12 protein-coding genes are annotated in these 16,264 nt (G+C 67.3%); 3 read left to right on the forward strand and 9 right to left on the reverse strand.

Annotated features, from left to right (window positions below; translation table 11 throughout):
* The 5 genes from nikC to sapR all read right to left on the reverse strand — a co-directional run bounded on the left by nikC (nt 1) and on the right by sapR (nt 5,218).
* Entirely contained in the window at nt 1-915 is a 915-nt protein-coding gene (gene nikC / locus ABIC50_RS19365; RefSeq protein WP_175654623.1) for a nickel transporter permease, read from the reverse strand.
* A gap of 66 nt (nt 916-981) precedes the next feature.
* Complete coding sequence (locus tag ABIC50_RS19370; protein WP_011659017.1) at nt 982-2,052, reverse strand: ABC transporter permease; 1,071 nt, start codon at nt 2,050-2,052, stop codon at nt 982-984.
* A gap of 10 nt (nt 2,053-2,062) precedes the next feature.
* Nucleotides 2,063-3,664 (reverse strand): ABC transporter substrate-binding protein, encoded by a 1,602-nt coding sequence (locus ABIC50_RS19375; protein WP_354166236.1) that lies wholly within the window; start codon nt 3,662-3,664, stop codon nt 2,063-2,065.
* A gap of 82 nt (nt 3,665-3,746) precedes the next feature.
* Entirely contained in the window at nt 3,747-4,310 is a 564-nt protein-coding gene (gene ddpX, locus ABIC50_RS19380; RefSeq protein ID WP_011659015.1) for a D-alanyl-D-alanine dipeptidase, read from the reverse strand.
* Nucleotides 4,311-4,324: 14 nt separating this feature from the next.
* The gene (gene sapR, locus ABIC50_RS19385; protein WP_212069338.1) at nt 4,325-5,218 is read right to left on the reverse strand and encodes a sap1 transcriptional regulator SapR; all 894 of its coding nucleotides are present in this window, start codon (nt 5,216-5,218) and stop codon (nt 4,325-4,327) included.
* A 626-nt stretch (nt 5,219-5,844) separates the two neighbouring features.
* Between sapR and ABIC50_RS19390 the strand changes: the two genes are divergently transcribed.
* Together ABIC50_RS19390 and ABIC50_RS19395 are read left to right on the forward strand one after the other, a co-directional pair.
* Nucleotides 5,845-7,101, forward strand: a complete 1,257-nt coding sequence (locus ABIC50_RS19390) for an oxalate decarboxylase family bicupin (RefSeq protein WP_006753500.1) — start codon at nt 5,845-5,847, stop codon at nt 7,099-7,101.
* An 81-nt stretch (nt 7,102-7,182) separates the two neighbouring features.
* On the forward strand, nt 7,183-8,508 hold the full coding sequence (locus tag ABIC50_RS19395) for an Nramp family divalent metal transporter (protein ID WP_354166238.1): 1,326 nt from the start codon (nt 7,183-7,185) through the stop codon (nt 8,506-8,508).
* Nucleotides 8,509-8,583: 75 nt separating this feature from the next.
* On the opposite strand, the gene ABIC50_RS19400 is transcribed toward ABIC50_RS19395, so the two are convergent.
* The 4 genes from ABIC50_RS19400 to ABIC50_RS19415 all read right to left on the reverse strand — a co-directional run bounded on the left by ABIC50_RS19400 (nt 8,584) and on the right by ABIC50_RS19415 (nt 14,082).
* On the reverse strand, nt 8,584-10,173 hold the full coding sequence (locus ABIC50_RS19400; protein WP_354166240.1) for an ABC transporter substrate-binding protein: 1,590 nt from the start codon (nt 10,171-10,173) through the stop codon (nt 8,584-8,586).
* 136 nt (nt 10,174-10,309) lie between these two features.
* Complete coding sequence (locus ABIC50_RS19405) at nt 10,310-10,642, reverse strand: sugar ABC transporter ATPase (protein ID WP_011659010.1); 333 nt, start codon at nt 10,640-10,642, stop codon at nt 10,310-10,312.
* 567 nt (nt 10,643-11,209) lie between these two features.
* The gene (locus ABIC50_RS19410; protein WP_105831202.1) at nt 11,210-12,769 is read right to left on the reverse strand and encodes a DHA2 family efflux MFS transporter permease subunit; all 1,560 of its coding nucleotides are present in this window, start codon (nt 12,767-12,769) and stop codon (nt 11,210-11,212) included.
* Nucleotides 12,770-13,179: 410 nt separating this feature from the next.
* Nucleotides 13,180-14,082, reverse strand: coding sequence for a LysR family transcriptional regulator (locus tag ABIC50_RS19415; RefSeq protein ID WP_175693334.1), 903 nt, complete (start codon nt 14,080-14,082; stop codon nt 13,180-13,182).
* Between the two features lie 149 nt (nt 14,083-14,231).
* Here ABIC50_RS19415 and ABIC50_RS19420 point away from each other — a divergent pair, with 149 nt between their 5' ends.
* The gene (locus ABIC50_RS19420; RefSeq protein ID WP_354166512.1) at nt 14,232-16,235 is read left to right on the forward strand and encodes an FUSC family protein; all 2,004 of its coding nucleotides are present in this window, start codon (nt 14,232-14,234) and stop codon (nt 16,233-16,235) included.
* Nucleotides 16,236-16,264: the final 29 nt, after the last annotated feature.

Below are 16,264 nucleotides of genomic sequence, written 5' to 3' on the forward strand. Positions count from 1 at the left end.
TCACGCTCCATGACGCGGATCGAAGACGTCGCGCAGCCCGTCGCCGAGCAGGTTGAACGCGAGGCTGACGAGCAGGATCGCCGCGCCGGGCAGCGTCGCGACCCACCACGCGTCGAGCAGCACGTTGCGGCCCGACGCGACCATGAAACCCCATTCGGGGCTCGGCGGCTGCGCGCCGAGGCCGAGGAAGCCCAAGCCCGCGACGGTCAGGATGATGCCGGCCATGTCGAGCGTCGCGCGCACGATCACCGACGACATGCACAGCGGCACGATGTAGCGCAGCAGGATCCGCGGGCCCGATGCGCCTTGCAGCCGCGCCGCATGGATGTAGTCGGCCTGCGCGATGCGGATCGTTTCGGCGCGCGCGAGCCGCGCATACGCGGGCCACGCGGTGATGGAGATCGCGACGACCGCGTTGATCACGCCCGGCCCGAGCGCGGCCGCGAACGCGAGTGCGAGCACGATCTTCGGGAACGCGAGCGCGATGTCGGTGATGCGCATCAGCACGCTGTCGGTGAAGCCGCCGCAATAGCCGGCCGTCGTGCCGATCATCAGGCCGATCGGCACGACGATCACGACCACGAGCACCGCGATGCCGAGCGTGAGGCGCGATCCGCCGATCAGCCGCGAGAGGATGTCGCGGCCGAGCTGGTCGGTGCCGAGCCAGTGCGATGCCGAGCCGGGCGGCAGCAGGCGGTCGGACAGTACCTGGCGCAGCGGATCGTGCGGCATGATCAGCGGGCCGACGATCGCGACGACGATCAGCACGACCAGGATCGCGAGTCCGAACAGGTTGAGCGGATTGCCCGCGAAGCGGCGCCAGCGGCGGTACGCGAGGCCGAACGCGGCCTGCGAGCGCGACGCGGGCGCATCGGAGAGAAGCCACGCGCGCAGCGTGAGACGCTCGGTATTCATGATCGGACGACCTTCGGCATGGACGGGGAAAGAAGCAGGGGGGAAGCGGTCATGTCGAAGCGGCCCTCAGCGCGCACGCGGATCGAACACGCGGTACAGCGCGTCGGTCAGCAGGTTGACGGTGATGAACATCACGCCGATCACGAGCGTCGCGCCGAGCACCGCGTTCATGTCGGCGTTCAGCAGCGCGCCCGTCAGGTACGAGCCGAGCCCCGGCCACGCGAACACGATCTCGGTCAGCACCGAGCCTTCGAGCAGGTTGCTGTACGTGAGCGCGATCACGGTGAGCAGCGGCACCGCGATGTTGCCGAACGCATGCCGCCAGATCACGCGGCGCTCGGACAGGCCCTTCGCGCGCGCGGTGACGATGTATTCCTGGCTCAGCTGGTCGAGCATGAACGAGCGCGTCATCCGGCTCAGGTACGCGACCGAGTAGTAGCCGAGGATCGCGGCCGGCAGCGCGATGTGCGACACCGCGTTGCGGAACACGTCCCACTCGCCCGCGAGCGCCGAGTCGAGCAGCAGGCTGCCGGTGCGCGGGTCGACCATGCCGTCGTACACGGGATCGAGCCGGCCGGGGCCGCCGACCCAGTGCAGCCGCGCATAGAACAGCAGCAGCCCCATCAGCCCGAGCCAGAACACCGGCACGGAATTGCCGATCAGGCCGACGAAGCGCGCGATGTGGTCGATCGGCCGGTTGTGCTTCACCGCGGCCGCGACGCCGAGCGGCACGCCGAGCGCGATGCCGATCAGGGTCGCGATCGTCGCGAGTTCGAGCGTCGCGGGGAAGACGCGCCTGATGTCGTCGAGCACCGGGTTCGACGTCAGCAGCGACATGCCGAGATTGCCGTGCAGCACGTCGCGCGCGTAGATCAGGAATTGCGTGACGAGCGGCTTGTCGAGACCGAGCGCGATGCGCTCGGCCGCGTACGCCTCGGCCGACGCGCGATCGCCGAGGATCGCGAGCACGGGATCGATCGGCACCTTGCGGCCGATCACGAACGTCAGCGCGAGCAGGCCCGCGAACGTGACGGCGAGCGTGAGCGCCCAGCGCAGCACGCGCAGCGCCCAGCGCACGGCCGGGCGCCGCGCGGGCAGGGTGCGCAGTGCTTCGAGGGAGGAGGCGGGAGTCGACATGCGGCGAATCTTAAGGCTTCTTCAGGTTACGGTACGACACGAGATCGTTGATCGGTCCGACTTCGAGCCCGCTCACGCCGGGCCGCGTCGCGACCTGCGCGACTTTCTCGAACATGATCACGAACGGCGAGCGCGCGAGCATCTCCTTCTGCATCGCCTGATACCGTTGCGCGCGTTGCGCGGCGGTCGGCTCGGCGAGGGCGGCGTCGGTCTCCTTCGTGAATTGCGGAATGTCCCAGCTGTTGCGCCAGGCGAGCATTTTATAGCTCGACTTGTCGGAGTTGTCGGGGTTCCATGCAAAACCCTGCGCGTTGCTGTGCGGATCGATGTAGTCGGCCGACCATTCGCCGATGTAGATGTCGTGCTGGCGCGCGCGGTATTTCGCGAGCGTCTGCTTGTTGTCGCCGGGAATCAACTGCACCTTGACGCCCGCCTGCGCGAAATTCGCCTGCACGGCCTGCGCGATCTCCGTGTACGGATAATCGTTGCGCACGTCCATCGTCACCGAGAAGCCGTTCGGCACGCCGGCTTTCGCGAGCAGCGCCTTCGCCTTCGCGACGTCGAGCTTGTACGGGTTCGCCTTCAGCGTGCCGAGGAAGCCTTCGGGCAGGAAGGTCTGGTGCACCTTGTAGGTCGTCTTCACGACGTTGGACTGGATCCCGGAATAGTCGACCAGCCACTTCAGCGCTTCCTGCACGTCGGGCTTCGCGAGCGTCGGGTTCTTCGTGTTCAGGCCGAGATACAGCAGCGTCGCCTGCGGCGATGCCGCGACCTTCGCTTTGCCGGATTTCACGACCGCCGCGAGATCGTCGGGGCTCAGGTCGCGCGCCGCGTCGACGTCGCCGTTTTCCAGCAGCAGGCGCTGGCTCGCCGCTTCGGGCACATGGCGCAGCACGATGCGCTTCATCGCGAGCGGCAGCCGGTAGCCGTCGAAGCGCTGCAGCACGATGCTGTCGCCGGCGCTCCACTTGACCAGCTTGTAGGCGCCGGAGCCGGCCTCGTTGGTCTTCAGCCACGCGTTGCCGAAGTCGTTGCCCTGCTGGTGCGACAGCAGCAGCTTCCTGTCGACCACCGACGCGGGCCACGAACCGAGCACGTTCAGCACGAAGGTCGGCGCGTATTTGTGGTCGGTCGTGATCGACACCGTCTGGTCGTCGAGCTTCTTCACGTTCGCCGCGACGTTCGCCTTCGTGAGGCCGATGCCAGTCAGCACGGCGGCCGGGCCCTTGTCGAGCAGCACCGCGCGCTGGATCGACCACGCGACGTCGTCGGCCGTCAGCGGGTTGCCCGAATGGAACTTGAGCCCCGAGCGCAGCTTGAACGTGTAGGTCAGCCCGTCGGGGCTCACCGTCCACGACTGCGCGACATCGCCGTTGAATTTCGACGGATCGCGCAGGTCGACGCGCACGAGCCGGTCGTAGGTGTTCGCGACGTATTCCTCCGGCACCAGCTCGTAGATCTCGCCGGGATCGAGCGTCGTGAATTCGTCGAGCAGCGTGGCCATCACGAACATGTCCTTCGGCGTTTCCGCGTGCGCGGCGCGAAGCGGAACGGTGGCGAGAACGGACGCGGCGGCCAGTGCCGCGACGAGCCGGGAGGTCGGGAGTTTCATGTGCGCTTCTCCGTCTGTCGTTGAAATCGTTGAGGTTGTCGAAGTTGTCGAGCGTGAACGGTGAGGGGAACGTGCATCGTCGTCACATCAGCCGCCACGGGCCGCTCGCCGCGTTGTCGATCGGCGGTAACGCGTGCGATCCGGGTAGTTCGTAGTGCCACCATTCGCTGTCGATATGCGCGAAGCCGGCCGCATGCATCACGCCGAGCAACAGCAGCCGGTTGCGTTGCACTGGCTCGGGCAAGCCCGCGTGGAAGTGGCCCGATGCGGCCACCATCTCGTCGAAGCCGGTGCCCATGTCGAGCGGCTCGCCGTGCGCGCCGACCAGCGTCAGGTCGAGCGCGGTGCCGCGGCTGTGATTCGAGCCGCGGCCGAGATCGGCGATGAAGTTCGGATCGGGCAGGAAATCCCACAGCACCTGCTGCGCCTGCGGCGGCCGGTACGCGTCGTAGATGCGCAGTGTGAAGCCGGCCTGCGCGGCGACGTCGACCGCGCGGCGCAGCGCGGCCTCGGCCGGTTCGAGTAGGAGGCAGTGCGCGCGGCGATAGATCGGCTTGCCGGTCAGGTTGCGCTCGGTCGCGTAGACGAGATCGATCTCGACGCGATGCGTGGCGGGCGTGATTTCGACGAGGCGGGGCGGGTTCATCGGCAGTCGGGTGCTCAGGATTCGAATTGGTCGAACGTGTGCTGCAGTTCGCGGTTGCGTGCGACGCGCCGGTCGATCGCGGGACCGAGGCGATCGACCACGGCGGTGATCAGCAGGTTGAACAGGCAGGTGAGCGGCGCGAGCGAATCCCAGAACTGGCCGACGTCCGTTTTCACCTGCAGGAGGTCGGCCGGCCATTCGCGCGCCCACGGGCAATAGAGATCGGTGACCAGCGCGAACGGCTGGCCGCGCTCCGCGGCCGCCTGGCAATAGCGGCGAGCACTGCGCGAATAGGCGCGCACGTCGGTGACGATGCAATACGGCCGCTCGAACTCGGAATTCAGCGAGTCGACGTACGAGCCCGATTGACCGTCCGAATAGAACACGCGCGGGCGCAAGTACTCGAGATAGCTGCTGAACGCATTGCTGATGCCGCGGGTCGACTGGATGCCGAGGATGAATACGGCGTCGGCATGCGCGATCCGGTCCGCGACCTGCGCGAACACCGGTTCCTCGGCGAGCCGGTACACGTGGCGGATCGCGTCGAGTTCGCGATCGAGCGACGACGCGAGCGCGCGGTCGCCGCTGTGGGTGGCGGCCGCTTGGGTGCCGGCGGTGCCGGTGGTGCCGTTTGTGCGGCGGTATTCGTCGAGGCGGTCGGTGATCATCCACGGCCGGTCGGCGCCGCCGCGCAGCTCGCGTTTCAGGTCGTCGAGGTTGCGGTAGCCGACGCTGCGCAGGAAGCGCCCGACCGAAATCCCGCTGGTGCCGGCCTGCTGTGCGATCTGGTCGGCCGTCTCGAGCCCCAGCCGGTCGAGGTTCGCGAGCATGTAGCTCGCGATGCGCTTCGCCGTTGGCGTCAGCTCGGCAAAGCGGGATTCGACGGTACGGGCGAAGGCGCAGGTCATCGGCTGTTAGATCTTTGTCGTTTGATGAACGAATGTCATCTATCTGACAGATCCAAAAAAAGCGGCGCCAGATAAAAAAAGCTATGCGATCGGCGCTGCGAATAGCCTGTCCACGGATGTGCGCGCCGCGCCGGCCTAGCCATTTGCCGGTTGATGGGGCGCTTGCAACTTCTCTAGCGGCCCGACATTCGCCGCACGGTGGTGGTTCATCGACGTGCCCCGCAGCTGAACCGCAGGCCGCCGCATGCCGCGGCGATTGAAATGCTTGAGCGTCGGTTTGCGTGTATCTCGTCTGCGCAGTTGATAAGTGATGCGAATAGATGGCAGTACTAGTGAGTTCGATCTCGCCGAAATCGGACTGCGCCGCGGCCCGCGCCCGTCGTATGCACAGCAAACCGGCTGGCTCCTCTGCACCCGCCCGACATCGCAGCATACGTCCTTGCACCGCAACAATTACAAAACCCCAACTCGATCACCTTAACTCATTAATCCAGCTTAATAATTCATTTAATTTTTAAGTCGACTTGTATTTAACTTGCGTCACGGCATGCCGATTTTCGAAAAACGAAAAAGCGGTGAACGTCGGTAGCGAATATTCGATTAATTGAAATGATGAAGAGGGAAACATGACGAATCTTTCTCGACGCAGGATGTTGACGAGTACGGCCGGCGCGATTGCCGCCGCGGGCATTGCGGTAACGGCCAAGGCGGCTTCGTTCGGCAATCCGGACAGCCCGCCGGAAGGGGCGATCAACGCGCGCAACAAGCAGGGATTGACCGACCCGGGGCCGAAGAATCCCGCATTGGCGAATCAATTCCCGTCTTTCCAGGATCCGCCGGCCACTGACATTAACGGCATGCCGTTATTCTGGGCGTCATTCAATAACGCGCATAAACGCATTCAAAACGGCGGATGGGCACGCGAAGTCACGCAGGACGATTTCGCGATTTCGGAAACCATTTCCGGCGTGAACATGCGATTGACGCGCGGCGGCATTCGCGAGATGCATTGGCACCAGCAAGCCGAATGGGCAATCATGCTTGACGGCCGTTGCCGGATCACCGTGCTCGACGAACTGGGACGCCCGTCGGTGCAGGACGTAAAAACCGGCGATCTCTGGTATTTCCCGCCCGGCCTGCCGCACTCGCTGCAGGGAATCGGCACCGACGGCGCCGAATTCATGCTCGCCTTCGACAACGGCCGCGCGTCCGAATTCAACACGCTGCTGCTGACCGACTGGGTCGCGCATACGCCGCCGGACGTGCTCGCGCTCAACTTCGGCGTGCCGGCCGACGCGTTCAAGAACATTCCGCTCGACAACCTGTGGATCTTTCAGGGCGACGAGCCGGGGCCGCTCGCGGACGCCCAGCGTGCGTCCGCGTCGTCGGCCGGTGCGCCGCCGCACCCGTTCATCTTCTCGCTCGGCGCGATGAAGCCGTTCAAGAAGACGCGCGGCGGCGAGGTGCGGATCGCCGACAGCACGAACTTCAACGTATCGCAAACGATTGCGGCGGCGCTCGTCACCGTGCATCCGGGCGGCATGCGCGAGCTGCACTGGCATCCGAATGCCGACGAATGGCAGTACTACCTGCAGGGCGAAGCGCGGATGACCGTGTTCGACACGGGGCCGAAGGCGCAGACGGCAGACTTCCGCGCGGGCGACGTCGGTTACGTGAAAAAGAGTCTCGGACACTACGTGCAGAACACCGGCAACACCGATCTCGTGTTCCTCGAAATCTTCAAGACCGACCGCTATGCGGAGGTGTCGCTGTCCGACTGGCTCGCGCACACGCCGCCGAAGCTCGTCGAGGCACACCTGAATATCGCGCCTGACGTGCTCGCGCGGTTTCCGCGTAACCGTCCGGACGTCGTGCCGCTGTAACGCCGCAGCGGCCGGCAAGCGGCAGGCCGGCCGCCGGGCCCGCTCCAGGGCCAGCCTTCCTCATTCGAACGGAACCCGACCATGATTCCCGTCACGAGCAAATCCAGCAGCGGCTTCGCGCTGCCCGATCTGTCCACCGATCGCGCCCATCGCGCCGTTCGCGCCGAGGGCGCGGCACGCGCCGCGCTGGAAGGGCGTCGCACCGGCATCGCCGCGCTGTTGCCGTTCGTCGGCCCGGCCGTGATCGCGTCGATCGGCTATATGGACCCCGGCAACTTCGCGACCAACATCCAGGCCGGCGCCGCATACGGCTACCGGCTGCTGTGGGTCGTGCTCGCCGCGAACGCGATCGCGATGCTGTTCCAGGCGATGTCGGCGAAGCTCGGCATCGTGACCGGTCGCAATCTCGCGGAGCTGTGCCGCGACCATTTCCCCGCGCCGATCGTGTGGGGCATGTGGATCGCGTCGGAGATCGCCGCGATGGCGACCGATCTGGCCGAATTCCTCGGCGGCGCGCTCGCGTTCGCGCTGCTGTGTCACCTGCCGCTGTTCGCGGGGATGATCGCGACGGCGCTCGCGACTTGCGCGATCCTCGCGCTCGAGAAGCGCGGCTTCCGGCCGCTGGAAGCTGCGATCGCCGCGCTGGTCGGCGTGATCGGCGCCTGCTATCTCGGCGAGCTGATGATCGCGCCGCAGGACTGGCACGCGGCCGCGTTCCATCTGGTCGTCCCGCAGATTCCCGATCGTGCGGCGCTGACGATCGCGGTCGGGATCATCGGCGCGACGATCATGCCGCATACGCTGTATCTGCATTCGGGCCTCACGCAGGATCGCGTCGCGCCGCGCGACGACACGGAGCGGCGCCGGCTCATGCGGTTCTCGAACCGCGAGGTCGTCGTCGCGCTGGGCCTCGCCGGGTTCGTGAATCTCGCGATGGTGATGATGGCGTCGTCGGCGTTCCACGCCAGCGCGCCGGGCATGGCCGATATCGGCGACGCTTATCACACGCTGATCCCCGTGCTTGGGCCGGCGGCCGGCGTGCTGTTTCTCGTCGCGCTGCTGACGTCGGGGGTGTCGAGTTCCGTGGTCGGCACGATGGCCGGGCAGGTCGTGATGCAGGGCTTCATTCGGCGCCGCCTGTCGGTCTGGGTCCGGCGCGCGGTGACGATCGCGCCCGCGTTCGCGGTGGTCGCGTGCGGCTGCGACGTCACACGTGCGATGGTCGCGAGCCAGGTGGTGCTGAGCTTCGTGCTGCCGATGCCGATGATCGCGCTGGTGATCCTGTCGGCGCGCAACGACGTGATGGGGCGCTACGCGATGCGGATGCCGTTGCGGATCGTCGCGGGCACGGCCACGGTCGTGATCGTCGGGCTGAACGCGTATCTGGTGTGGGCGGCGTTCAACTGAACGCCGCGCGCGGCGCAGGCGGGGCGACGGCGCCCGCGCGGCGGCCGCGAGCGGCCGCGCGGCAGCGCCGTGAAGCTATTTTTTCAACGTCCGGTAGGACACCAGATCGTTGATCGGCCCGATCTCCGGCCCGGTCGTGCCGGGGCGCGTGGCGACCTGCACGACCTTCTCGAACATGAGGATGAACGGCGAGTTCGCGAGCACGGACTTCTGCAGCGCCTCGTAGCGCTGCGCGCGCTTCGCGGACGACGGCTCGACGAGCGCGGCCTCGGTATCCTTCGTCAGCTGCGGGATGTCCCAGCTGTTGCGCCACGCGAGCATCTTCGTCTTCGACTGGTCGGAATTGTCAGGATTCCATGCGAACCCGCGCGCGTTGCTGTTCGGGTCCATGTAGTCGGGCGACCATTCGCCGATGAAGATGTCGTGCTGGCGCGCGCGGTACTTGCCGATCGCCTGCTTCGCATCGCCGGGGATCAGCTTCACGCGGATACCGGCCTGCGCGAAGTTCGCCTGCAGCGCCTGTGCGATCTCGATGTACGGATAATCGTTCGGCATGTCCATCGTCACGTCGAAGCCGTTCGGCAAGCCGGCCTTCGCGAGCAGCGCCTTCGCCTTCGCGACGTCGAGCTTGTACGGGTTCGAATTCAGCGTGCCGAGGAAACCTTCGGGCAGGAAAGTCTCGTGCACCTTGTAGGTCGTGCTGACGATGTTGCGCTGGATGCCGTCGTAATCGACGAGCCACTTCATCGCCTGCTGCACGTCCGGCTTCGCGAGATTCGCGTTCTTCGTGTTCAGGCTCAGGTACAGCAGTGCGGACACGGGCCACGACGCGACCTTGATCTTGCCTGCCTTGGTCAGCGCGGCGAGGCTGTCGGGGCTCAGGTTGCGCGCGGCGTCGACGTCGCCGTTCTCCAGCAGCAGCCGCTGCGCGGACGCCTCGGGCACGTGGCGCAGCACGACGCGTTTCATTGCGTACGGCGCGCGGTACTTGTCGAAACGCTGCAGCATGATGCTCTCGTTCGGCGACCACTTGACGAGCTGGTACGGGCCCGAGCCCGCGTCGTTGGTCTTCAGCCAGCCGCTGCCGAAATCGTTGCCCTGCTGGTGCGACATCAGCAGCTTCTTGTCGAGCACCGACGCCGGGCACGCGCTCAGCACGTTGAGCACGAAGCTCGGCGCGTACTTGCGGTCGGTTTCGAGCACGAAGGTCTGCGGATCGATCGCGCGCACCTTCTGCATCACGTTCGCCTTCGTGAGACCGAGATCGGCGAGCACGCCGGCCGGGCCCTTGTCGAGCTGGATGGTGCGCTGCAGCGACCACGCGACGTCGTCGGCAGTGACCGGGTTGCCGGAATGGAAGGTAAGGCCGGGGCGCAGCTTGAACGTGTAGGTGACGCCGTCGGCGCCGACTGTCCACGATTGCGCGATCTGCCCGTCGAAGCGCGTCGGGTCCTTCAGGTCGACCCGCACGAGCCGTTCGTAGGTGTTCGCGACGTATTCGGACGGCACGAGCTCGTAGATTTCGCTCGGGTCGAGGGTCGTGAATTCGCCGAGCTGGGTGGCGACGACGAAGATGCCGGGCGGCGTCGCGGCCTGCGCCGGCAGCGCCGGAACAAGCGCGACGAGCGCGGCGCTGACGAACAGCCGGGACAGCAGATGCTTCATGCGGGCTCCGTGGAAAGGGAATCGTGGTGCGATTCTCTCATCGACGGCGGCCCGGATGAAAATATTCGACGGGCGCGCATGACGGCGCCCGCGGTACGGCTTGCGGGCCGGGCGGGGCGCCCGGCGCCGGCGGCACTCAGATCACGCAGCGCGCGATCGCGAAGCGCATCGCTTCCTCGGCCGGCTCGCTGCCCGAGCCGCGCACGACCTTGACGACCGAGCCGCGGCCCGACGGCGTGAGCGTGACGAAGTACGAGCGCGAGCCGACGGTGATGTCGGTCACGCCGTTGTGCTGCGACTGCTCGGTGCCGGACAGGCGGCTGTCGAGGCAGTTGGCGATCGCGTGTGCGGGGCGCGCCGACGACACGTAGATCATCGGCGCCGAGCCGGACGCGGCCGAGTCGGACGAGGGCGCGGAACCGCAGGCGGCGAGCAGGGCGGCGGGAAGGAGCAGCAGGAATCGTTTCATGATCGGAATCGTCGTGGGTGTCGTGTCGAGGCTGGGGCGCGGGATACGCGAAACGCGGAGCTTCGCGACGAAACCGCCGGAATCGTGCCTTTTTTGAGATACGGGCGGCGGCTGACGTCGGAGTATACCCGCGGCACTTGACGCATACCGCATGCTGAAACGATTCGATACATAAGCGCCCGCTGTCGCGCGGCGGCAGCGGGCGTTTCAAAGGATGGCGAATCGACGCTTGCCGGCGTTACTGGCCGGTCTTGTGGCTGACCGCGTTGTCCTGCTGGTTCAGCGCGTGCTTTTCGCTCTGCTCTGCGTAATATGGCCGCGACCTGCGCGGCCCTGTCCCGCTCTTCCTGGCGGATCCTGCGGTCGTCACGGTGCAGGCGCGCGGCCCGGGCGTGCGACTTTCTCCTGTCGTCGCGCGCGAATCGTCGGCGCTTGTCGAATCAACGCTGTGCGGGCCCCGGCTGTTGACGTTTCCCCCTGTATCGATTGCAAGTCTTTATTACATCCTCGAACAGCGATGACGCCGGCGAGCAAGCCGGCGATCGAGCCGCCAAAAACGGCGCGCGATCAATGCGCGCCCGCCGCCGCCGCGCCCGCGTCGTCGCCGCCCGAGCGCGACGGCCGGGTGATCCAGATCAGCGGAATGATCGCGATGAAGATGATCGCCGACACGTAGAAGATGTCGTTCAGCCCCATCACGGCCGCCTGCGAATCCACCGACGTATTGAAGAACGCGAGCGCCGAATCGGGGCTCAGGTGCAGCAGCGAACGCGCGCTGTCGAGCTGCTGCGCGAAGATCGGGTTGCCCGGGCTCGCCTGTTCGGTGAGCCGCACATGATGCAGGATCGTCCGGTCGTTCCACGCATTGCTGATCAGCGACGTGCCGACCGCGCCGCAGAACGTGCGGCCGAAATTCGACAGGCCGGCGGCCGCGGGAATCTTTTCCGGCGGCAGCCCCGACAGGATGATGGCCGTGAGCGGCACGAAGAACATCGCCATCGGAATGCCCTGCAGCAGCGTCGGCAGCACGAGATCCCAGTGCGACACGTCGGAATAGAACGTCGTGCGCATCATGAACACGACCGCGAAGCCGACGAAGGCGAGCGTCGCGAGGTAGCGCGGATCGGTGCGCGGCAGGATGCGTCCCATCACCGGCGTCAGCAGGATCGCGAAGATCCCGAGCGGCGCGGTGGCGAGCCCGGAGTCGATCGCGCGATAGCCGAGATAGCCCTGCATCCACTGCGGCAGCAGCACCAGCGTGCCGAAGAACATTCCGTACGCGACCGAGATCGCGATCGTGCCGCCCGCGAAATTGCGCTGCGTGAAAAGCCGCAGGTCGACGATCGGATTGGCTTCGGTCAGCTCCCACACGAGAAAGAATGCGAAGCCGACCAGCGCGACGATGCCGAGCGCGACGATGACGGGCGAATTGAACCAGTCGAGATCCTTGCCCTTGTCGAGCATGATCTGCAGCGACGCGACCCACAGCACGAGCAGCAGGAGGCCGACCGTGTCGATCGGCAGGCGACGCACCGGCGATTCGCGATCGCGGAACACGAACCACGTGACCGCCGCCGCGAAGAAACCGACCGGAATGTTGATGTAGAAGATCCACGACCAGTTGTAGTCGTAGGTGATCCAGCCGCCGAGCGACGGCCCCGCGATCGGGCCGACGAGCGCGGTCATCGACCACAGCGCGAGCGCCGTCGCCGATTTTTGCCGCGGCCATGCGCCGAGCAGCAGCGCCTGCGACAGCGGCGCGAGCGGCCCGGCCACTGCACCCTGCAGGATGCGCGCGGCGAGCAGCGTCGGCAGGTTCGGCGCGATCCCGCACAGCCACGACGCGAACACGAACAGCAGGATCGACGTGACGAACAGGCGCACCTGACCGAAGCGCTGCGTGAGCCAGCCCGTCAATGGAATGGACACGGCGTTCGCGGCCGCGAAGATCGTGATCACCCACGTGCCTTCGTCGACCGACACGCCGAGCTCGCCCGAGATCGTCGGGATCGCGACGTTCGCGATCGACGAGTCGAGCACGTTCATGAACATCGCGAGCGATACCGCGATCGTGCCGATCGCGAGCCGGGCGCCCGTCAGCGGGCCTGGAGGGGATGAAGAGGACATGGGCTTCCTGCGTGATGAAGGGTGGTCCGCGCTGCGCGTCGCACACGCGTACGCGCGTGACGCCTGCGCGGGAGCACCACGAAGCGGACGGACACACGCTGCCCGCGCGCCGCCCGCCAGGCGGCGGCGACGCGTTGCAGCGTGCGGTTCAGGCGTTGAATCGGAGGCACGAAGCCGTGACGGGCTCCGGCAGGCGGGCTAGTACCGGTCAGGAAGGCGCGACGCGTGTGACGCGTCGGCGCGCAGCCGGCCCATGGCTGCCGTAGCGTGTGGTGTGTGCGGCGTGGTTTTGCATCGCAACAGGCTAACGATGCGACGAGCGGCGATCAACGCTCGCCTACTCATTAATTCCTTTCGCGTGCCGCAATAATCCGGACGGTACGCGCCGATTGCCGGTCGTGCGATGCCCGTTACGGCGCGTTCCGCCAACCGGTGAACACTTCCGTCAGGAACTCGACGAAGATGCGCACCTTGCTGTCGAGCGTCGCGCGGCGCGGATAGAGCGCGTGCAGTTCGACGTCGTCGGTGCGGTGCCAGTCGGGCAGGACGATCTCGAGTTCGTTCTTCTCGAGCCGCCGCGCGATGTAGTGCGTGGAGATCAGCGCGATGCCGCCGCCGCTCGCGGCCTGGCGCAGCACGGTGATCGATTCGTTCGAGATCAGCACGGGGCGGATCGGCACGTCGGCCACGTCGCCGGCCGCGTTGGTGAGCCGCAGCGTCAGGCCGGGCGCGTCGCGCCCCACGTACAGGATGTCGTGCTGCGCGAGTTCGTGCGGTGTCTGCGGGCGCCCGGCGCGCTCGAGGTACGCGGGGCTCGCGGCGAGCTTCGCGTGCGACCAGCCGAGCGAGCGCGCGACATAGCCGGAATCGGTCAGCATGCCCGCGCGCAGCGCGACGTCGAAGCCATGCTCGACGAGGTCGAGCGGGCTGTTGTCGTAGATCAGCACGAGCTGCACGCGCGGGTAGCGCCGGTGAAACTCCGCGAGCGCGGGCTCCAGTTCGAACAGTCCGATCGAGTAGGGCACCAGCACGCGCAGCGTGCCTTCGGGATCGGTGCGCAGCGCGCGGGCCTGGCGGTCCGCGTCGAGCAGGATTTCCTCCGCGCGCAGGCACCGCTCGTAATAGTCGCGCCCGCCTTCGGTGACGGACACGCGGCGCGTGGTCCGGTACAGCAGCTGCACGCCGAGATCGTCCTCGAGTTGCTTGACCTTGCGGCTCACGCGGCTGAGCGGCATGTCGAGTTGCACGGACGCGGCCGTGAAGCTGCCGCGTTCCACCACGCGCAAGAATATCCGGATGCTCTCGAAGTCCATACAGGTTGTTTTCAGTGCTTGGCCTGCGCGCATCTTACCGTCGCCGGCGGAATGGCTTCATGTTGGTCATCCCAATTATCCCGCCCGCTGCAATAACGCATCCCGTGGGGCCGGTAGTGGCGGCCGTGGCGCGATCGTATGCTCGCCGCATGAAATTCGCTTTTCCCAGCCTGCCGCCGTTCGCGATCGTGCGCACCGCGCTGCGCGACGCATGGCCCACCTTGCCCCCCGGCGCGCTCGGATTCGCGTTGCGCAACACGGCCGCCTCGCTGCTCGCGCTCTACATCGCCTTCCGGATGAACCTCGACGACCCGAAATGGGCCGCGTCGACCGTGTGGATCGTCGCGCAGGGCACACGCGGAATGGGCTTGTCGAAGAGCCAGTACCGGATCCTCGGCACAGCGATCGGCGCGGCCGTCGCGCTCGCGCTGACCGGCGCATTCGCGCAGACGCCCGAGCTGTTCCTGACCGCGCTCGCCGCCTGGATCGGCCTGTGCGCGGGCGTCGCGACGTTCCTGCGGAATTTCCGTGCGTACGCGGCGGTGCTCGCCGGCTATACGGCCGCGATCGTCGCGATGGATGCGGCGTCCGCGCCGCTGCACGCGTTCGATATCGCGACCGCGCGGTTCCTTTACGTCATGGTCGGCATCCTGTGTGCCGCCGCGTTCGAAACGGTGTTCGCCCCGGGTTCGCCGCTGCGCGACGTCCGCACGCGGCTCGCGCGCTATCTCGGGCGCGCGGTGGCTGTCGGCGCGGCCGCGCTGCGTCGCGAGCCGAACGCCGCGGCGGTTCACCGGCTGTTCGCGGAGGCGCTCGATCTCGACACCGCGGCCGAGTATGCGGCCGCCGGCGCGCCGCCGGTGCGCAACGCGATCGGCCATCTGCGCGCGGCGGCGCTCGGCGTGCTGTCCGCGCATGCGGCGCGCAGCGGCGACGCGCCGGATCCGCTGGTCGCCGAGGCCGCGCGGGTGCTCGACGGCGTCGCCGCGTCAGGCGAGGCAGGGCCGGAGATGGCGGTGCTGCGCGCGCGGGTGGACCAGGCGTTGCACGTCGAGGCCGCCGAGCCGACGGGTTCGGATGACTCGCGCCTGCTCACGCTCGACCGGCTGAGCACGCTGCTTGCCGGATTCGACGACGCGTTCGCCAACAAGGCGCGGGTCGACCTGCCGGTTCCGCCGCCGTCGCGGGTCCGCTATGCGTTTCATCGCGACGCGGTGCTCGCGTGTCACAACGGCATCCGGGCGTTCATCGCGGTGCTGGCCGCGTCGGCGATCTGGATCGTCACCGCATGGCCGTCGGGTGCCGGTTTCGTTGCGATCACGGCGGTGGTCGGCGCGCTGTTTTCCACCCGGCCGAATTCGGCCCGGGCCGCGATCGGGTTCCTCAAGGGCACGGCGTGCGCGGCGGTGGCGGGGATCGTCTGCAACTTCATCCTGCTGCCGGCGGTGTCGGGCTTCGAGACGCTCGCATACATCATCGGCGTGTTCATGATCGGCACGGGCCTCGCGATGCGCCATCCGCGCACCGCCGCGCTTGGCAGCGCGTTCGCGATCTTCTTCTGGAATTTCACGTCGCCGGACAACACCGCGCGCATCGGCGATGCGGTGTTCCTGAACAGCGCACTGTCGACGCTGCTCGGCATCGCGTTCGGCGTGCTGGTGTTCGCGCTCGTGTTTCCCGGCGATCCGGGCACGAGCCGGCGGCGTCTGCATCGCGCGGTGCGCCGCGATCTGGCGGCGATCGCCCGCAACCCGCGCGGCTGGTCGGCAAGCGCGTGGCTCAGTCGCACGGCCGACCGGCTCCGGCGTGAGCTCGGGTTCGCGGGCAACCTGCCGCAAACGCTGATCGAGCGCGACATGCGCGACCTGTTGGCGATCTGGGGCATCGGCGACAGCCTGCTGTCGCTCGCGGAACTGGCGGCCCGGGAGCCGGCCGCGCGTCGCGCGGTGGCCGTGGTGCGCGGCCGCGCCGCGCTCGCGGATTTCGCCCGGCTCGAGCGCAGTTGCGATATGGCCGCGCGGTTGCTGCGGCGGCGCGTGGCCGATGTCGACAGCGATGCGGCACGCGCGCTGCTGCGCGGCATCGTGTTGCTGAGGCGGATCGCGGACGCGGTGGCCGGGCACGGCCACTTCCTGCGCGGCCGCCGCGACTGAACGGGCAGAGGCGGGCGGGGGCGTCGACG

Origin of the sequence: Burkholderia sp. 567 (assembly GCF_040545115.1) — a bacterium.
GTDB lineage: Bacteria > Pseudomonadota > Gammaproteobacteria > Burkholderiales > Burkholderiaceae > Burkholderia > Burkholderia ambifaria.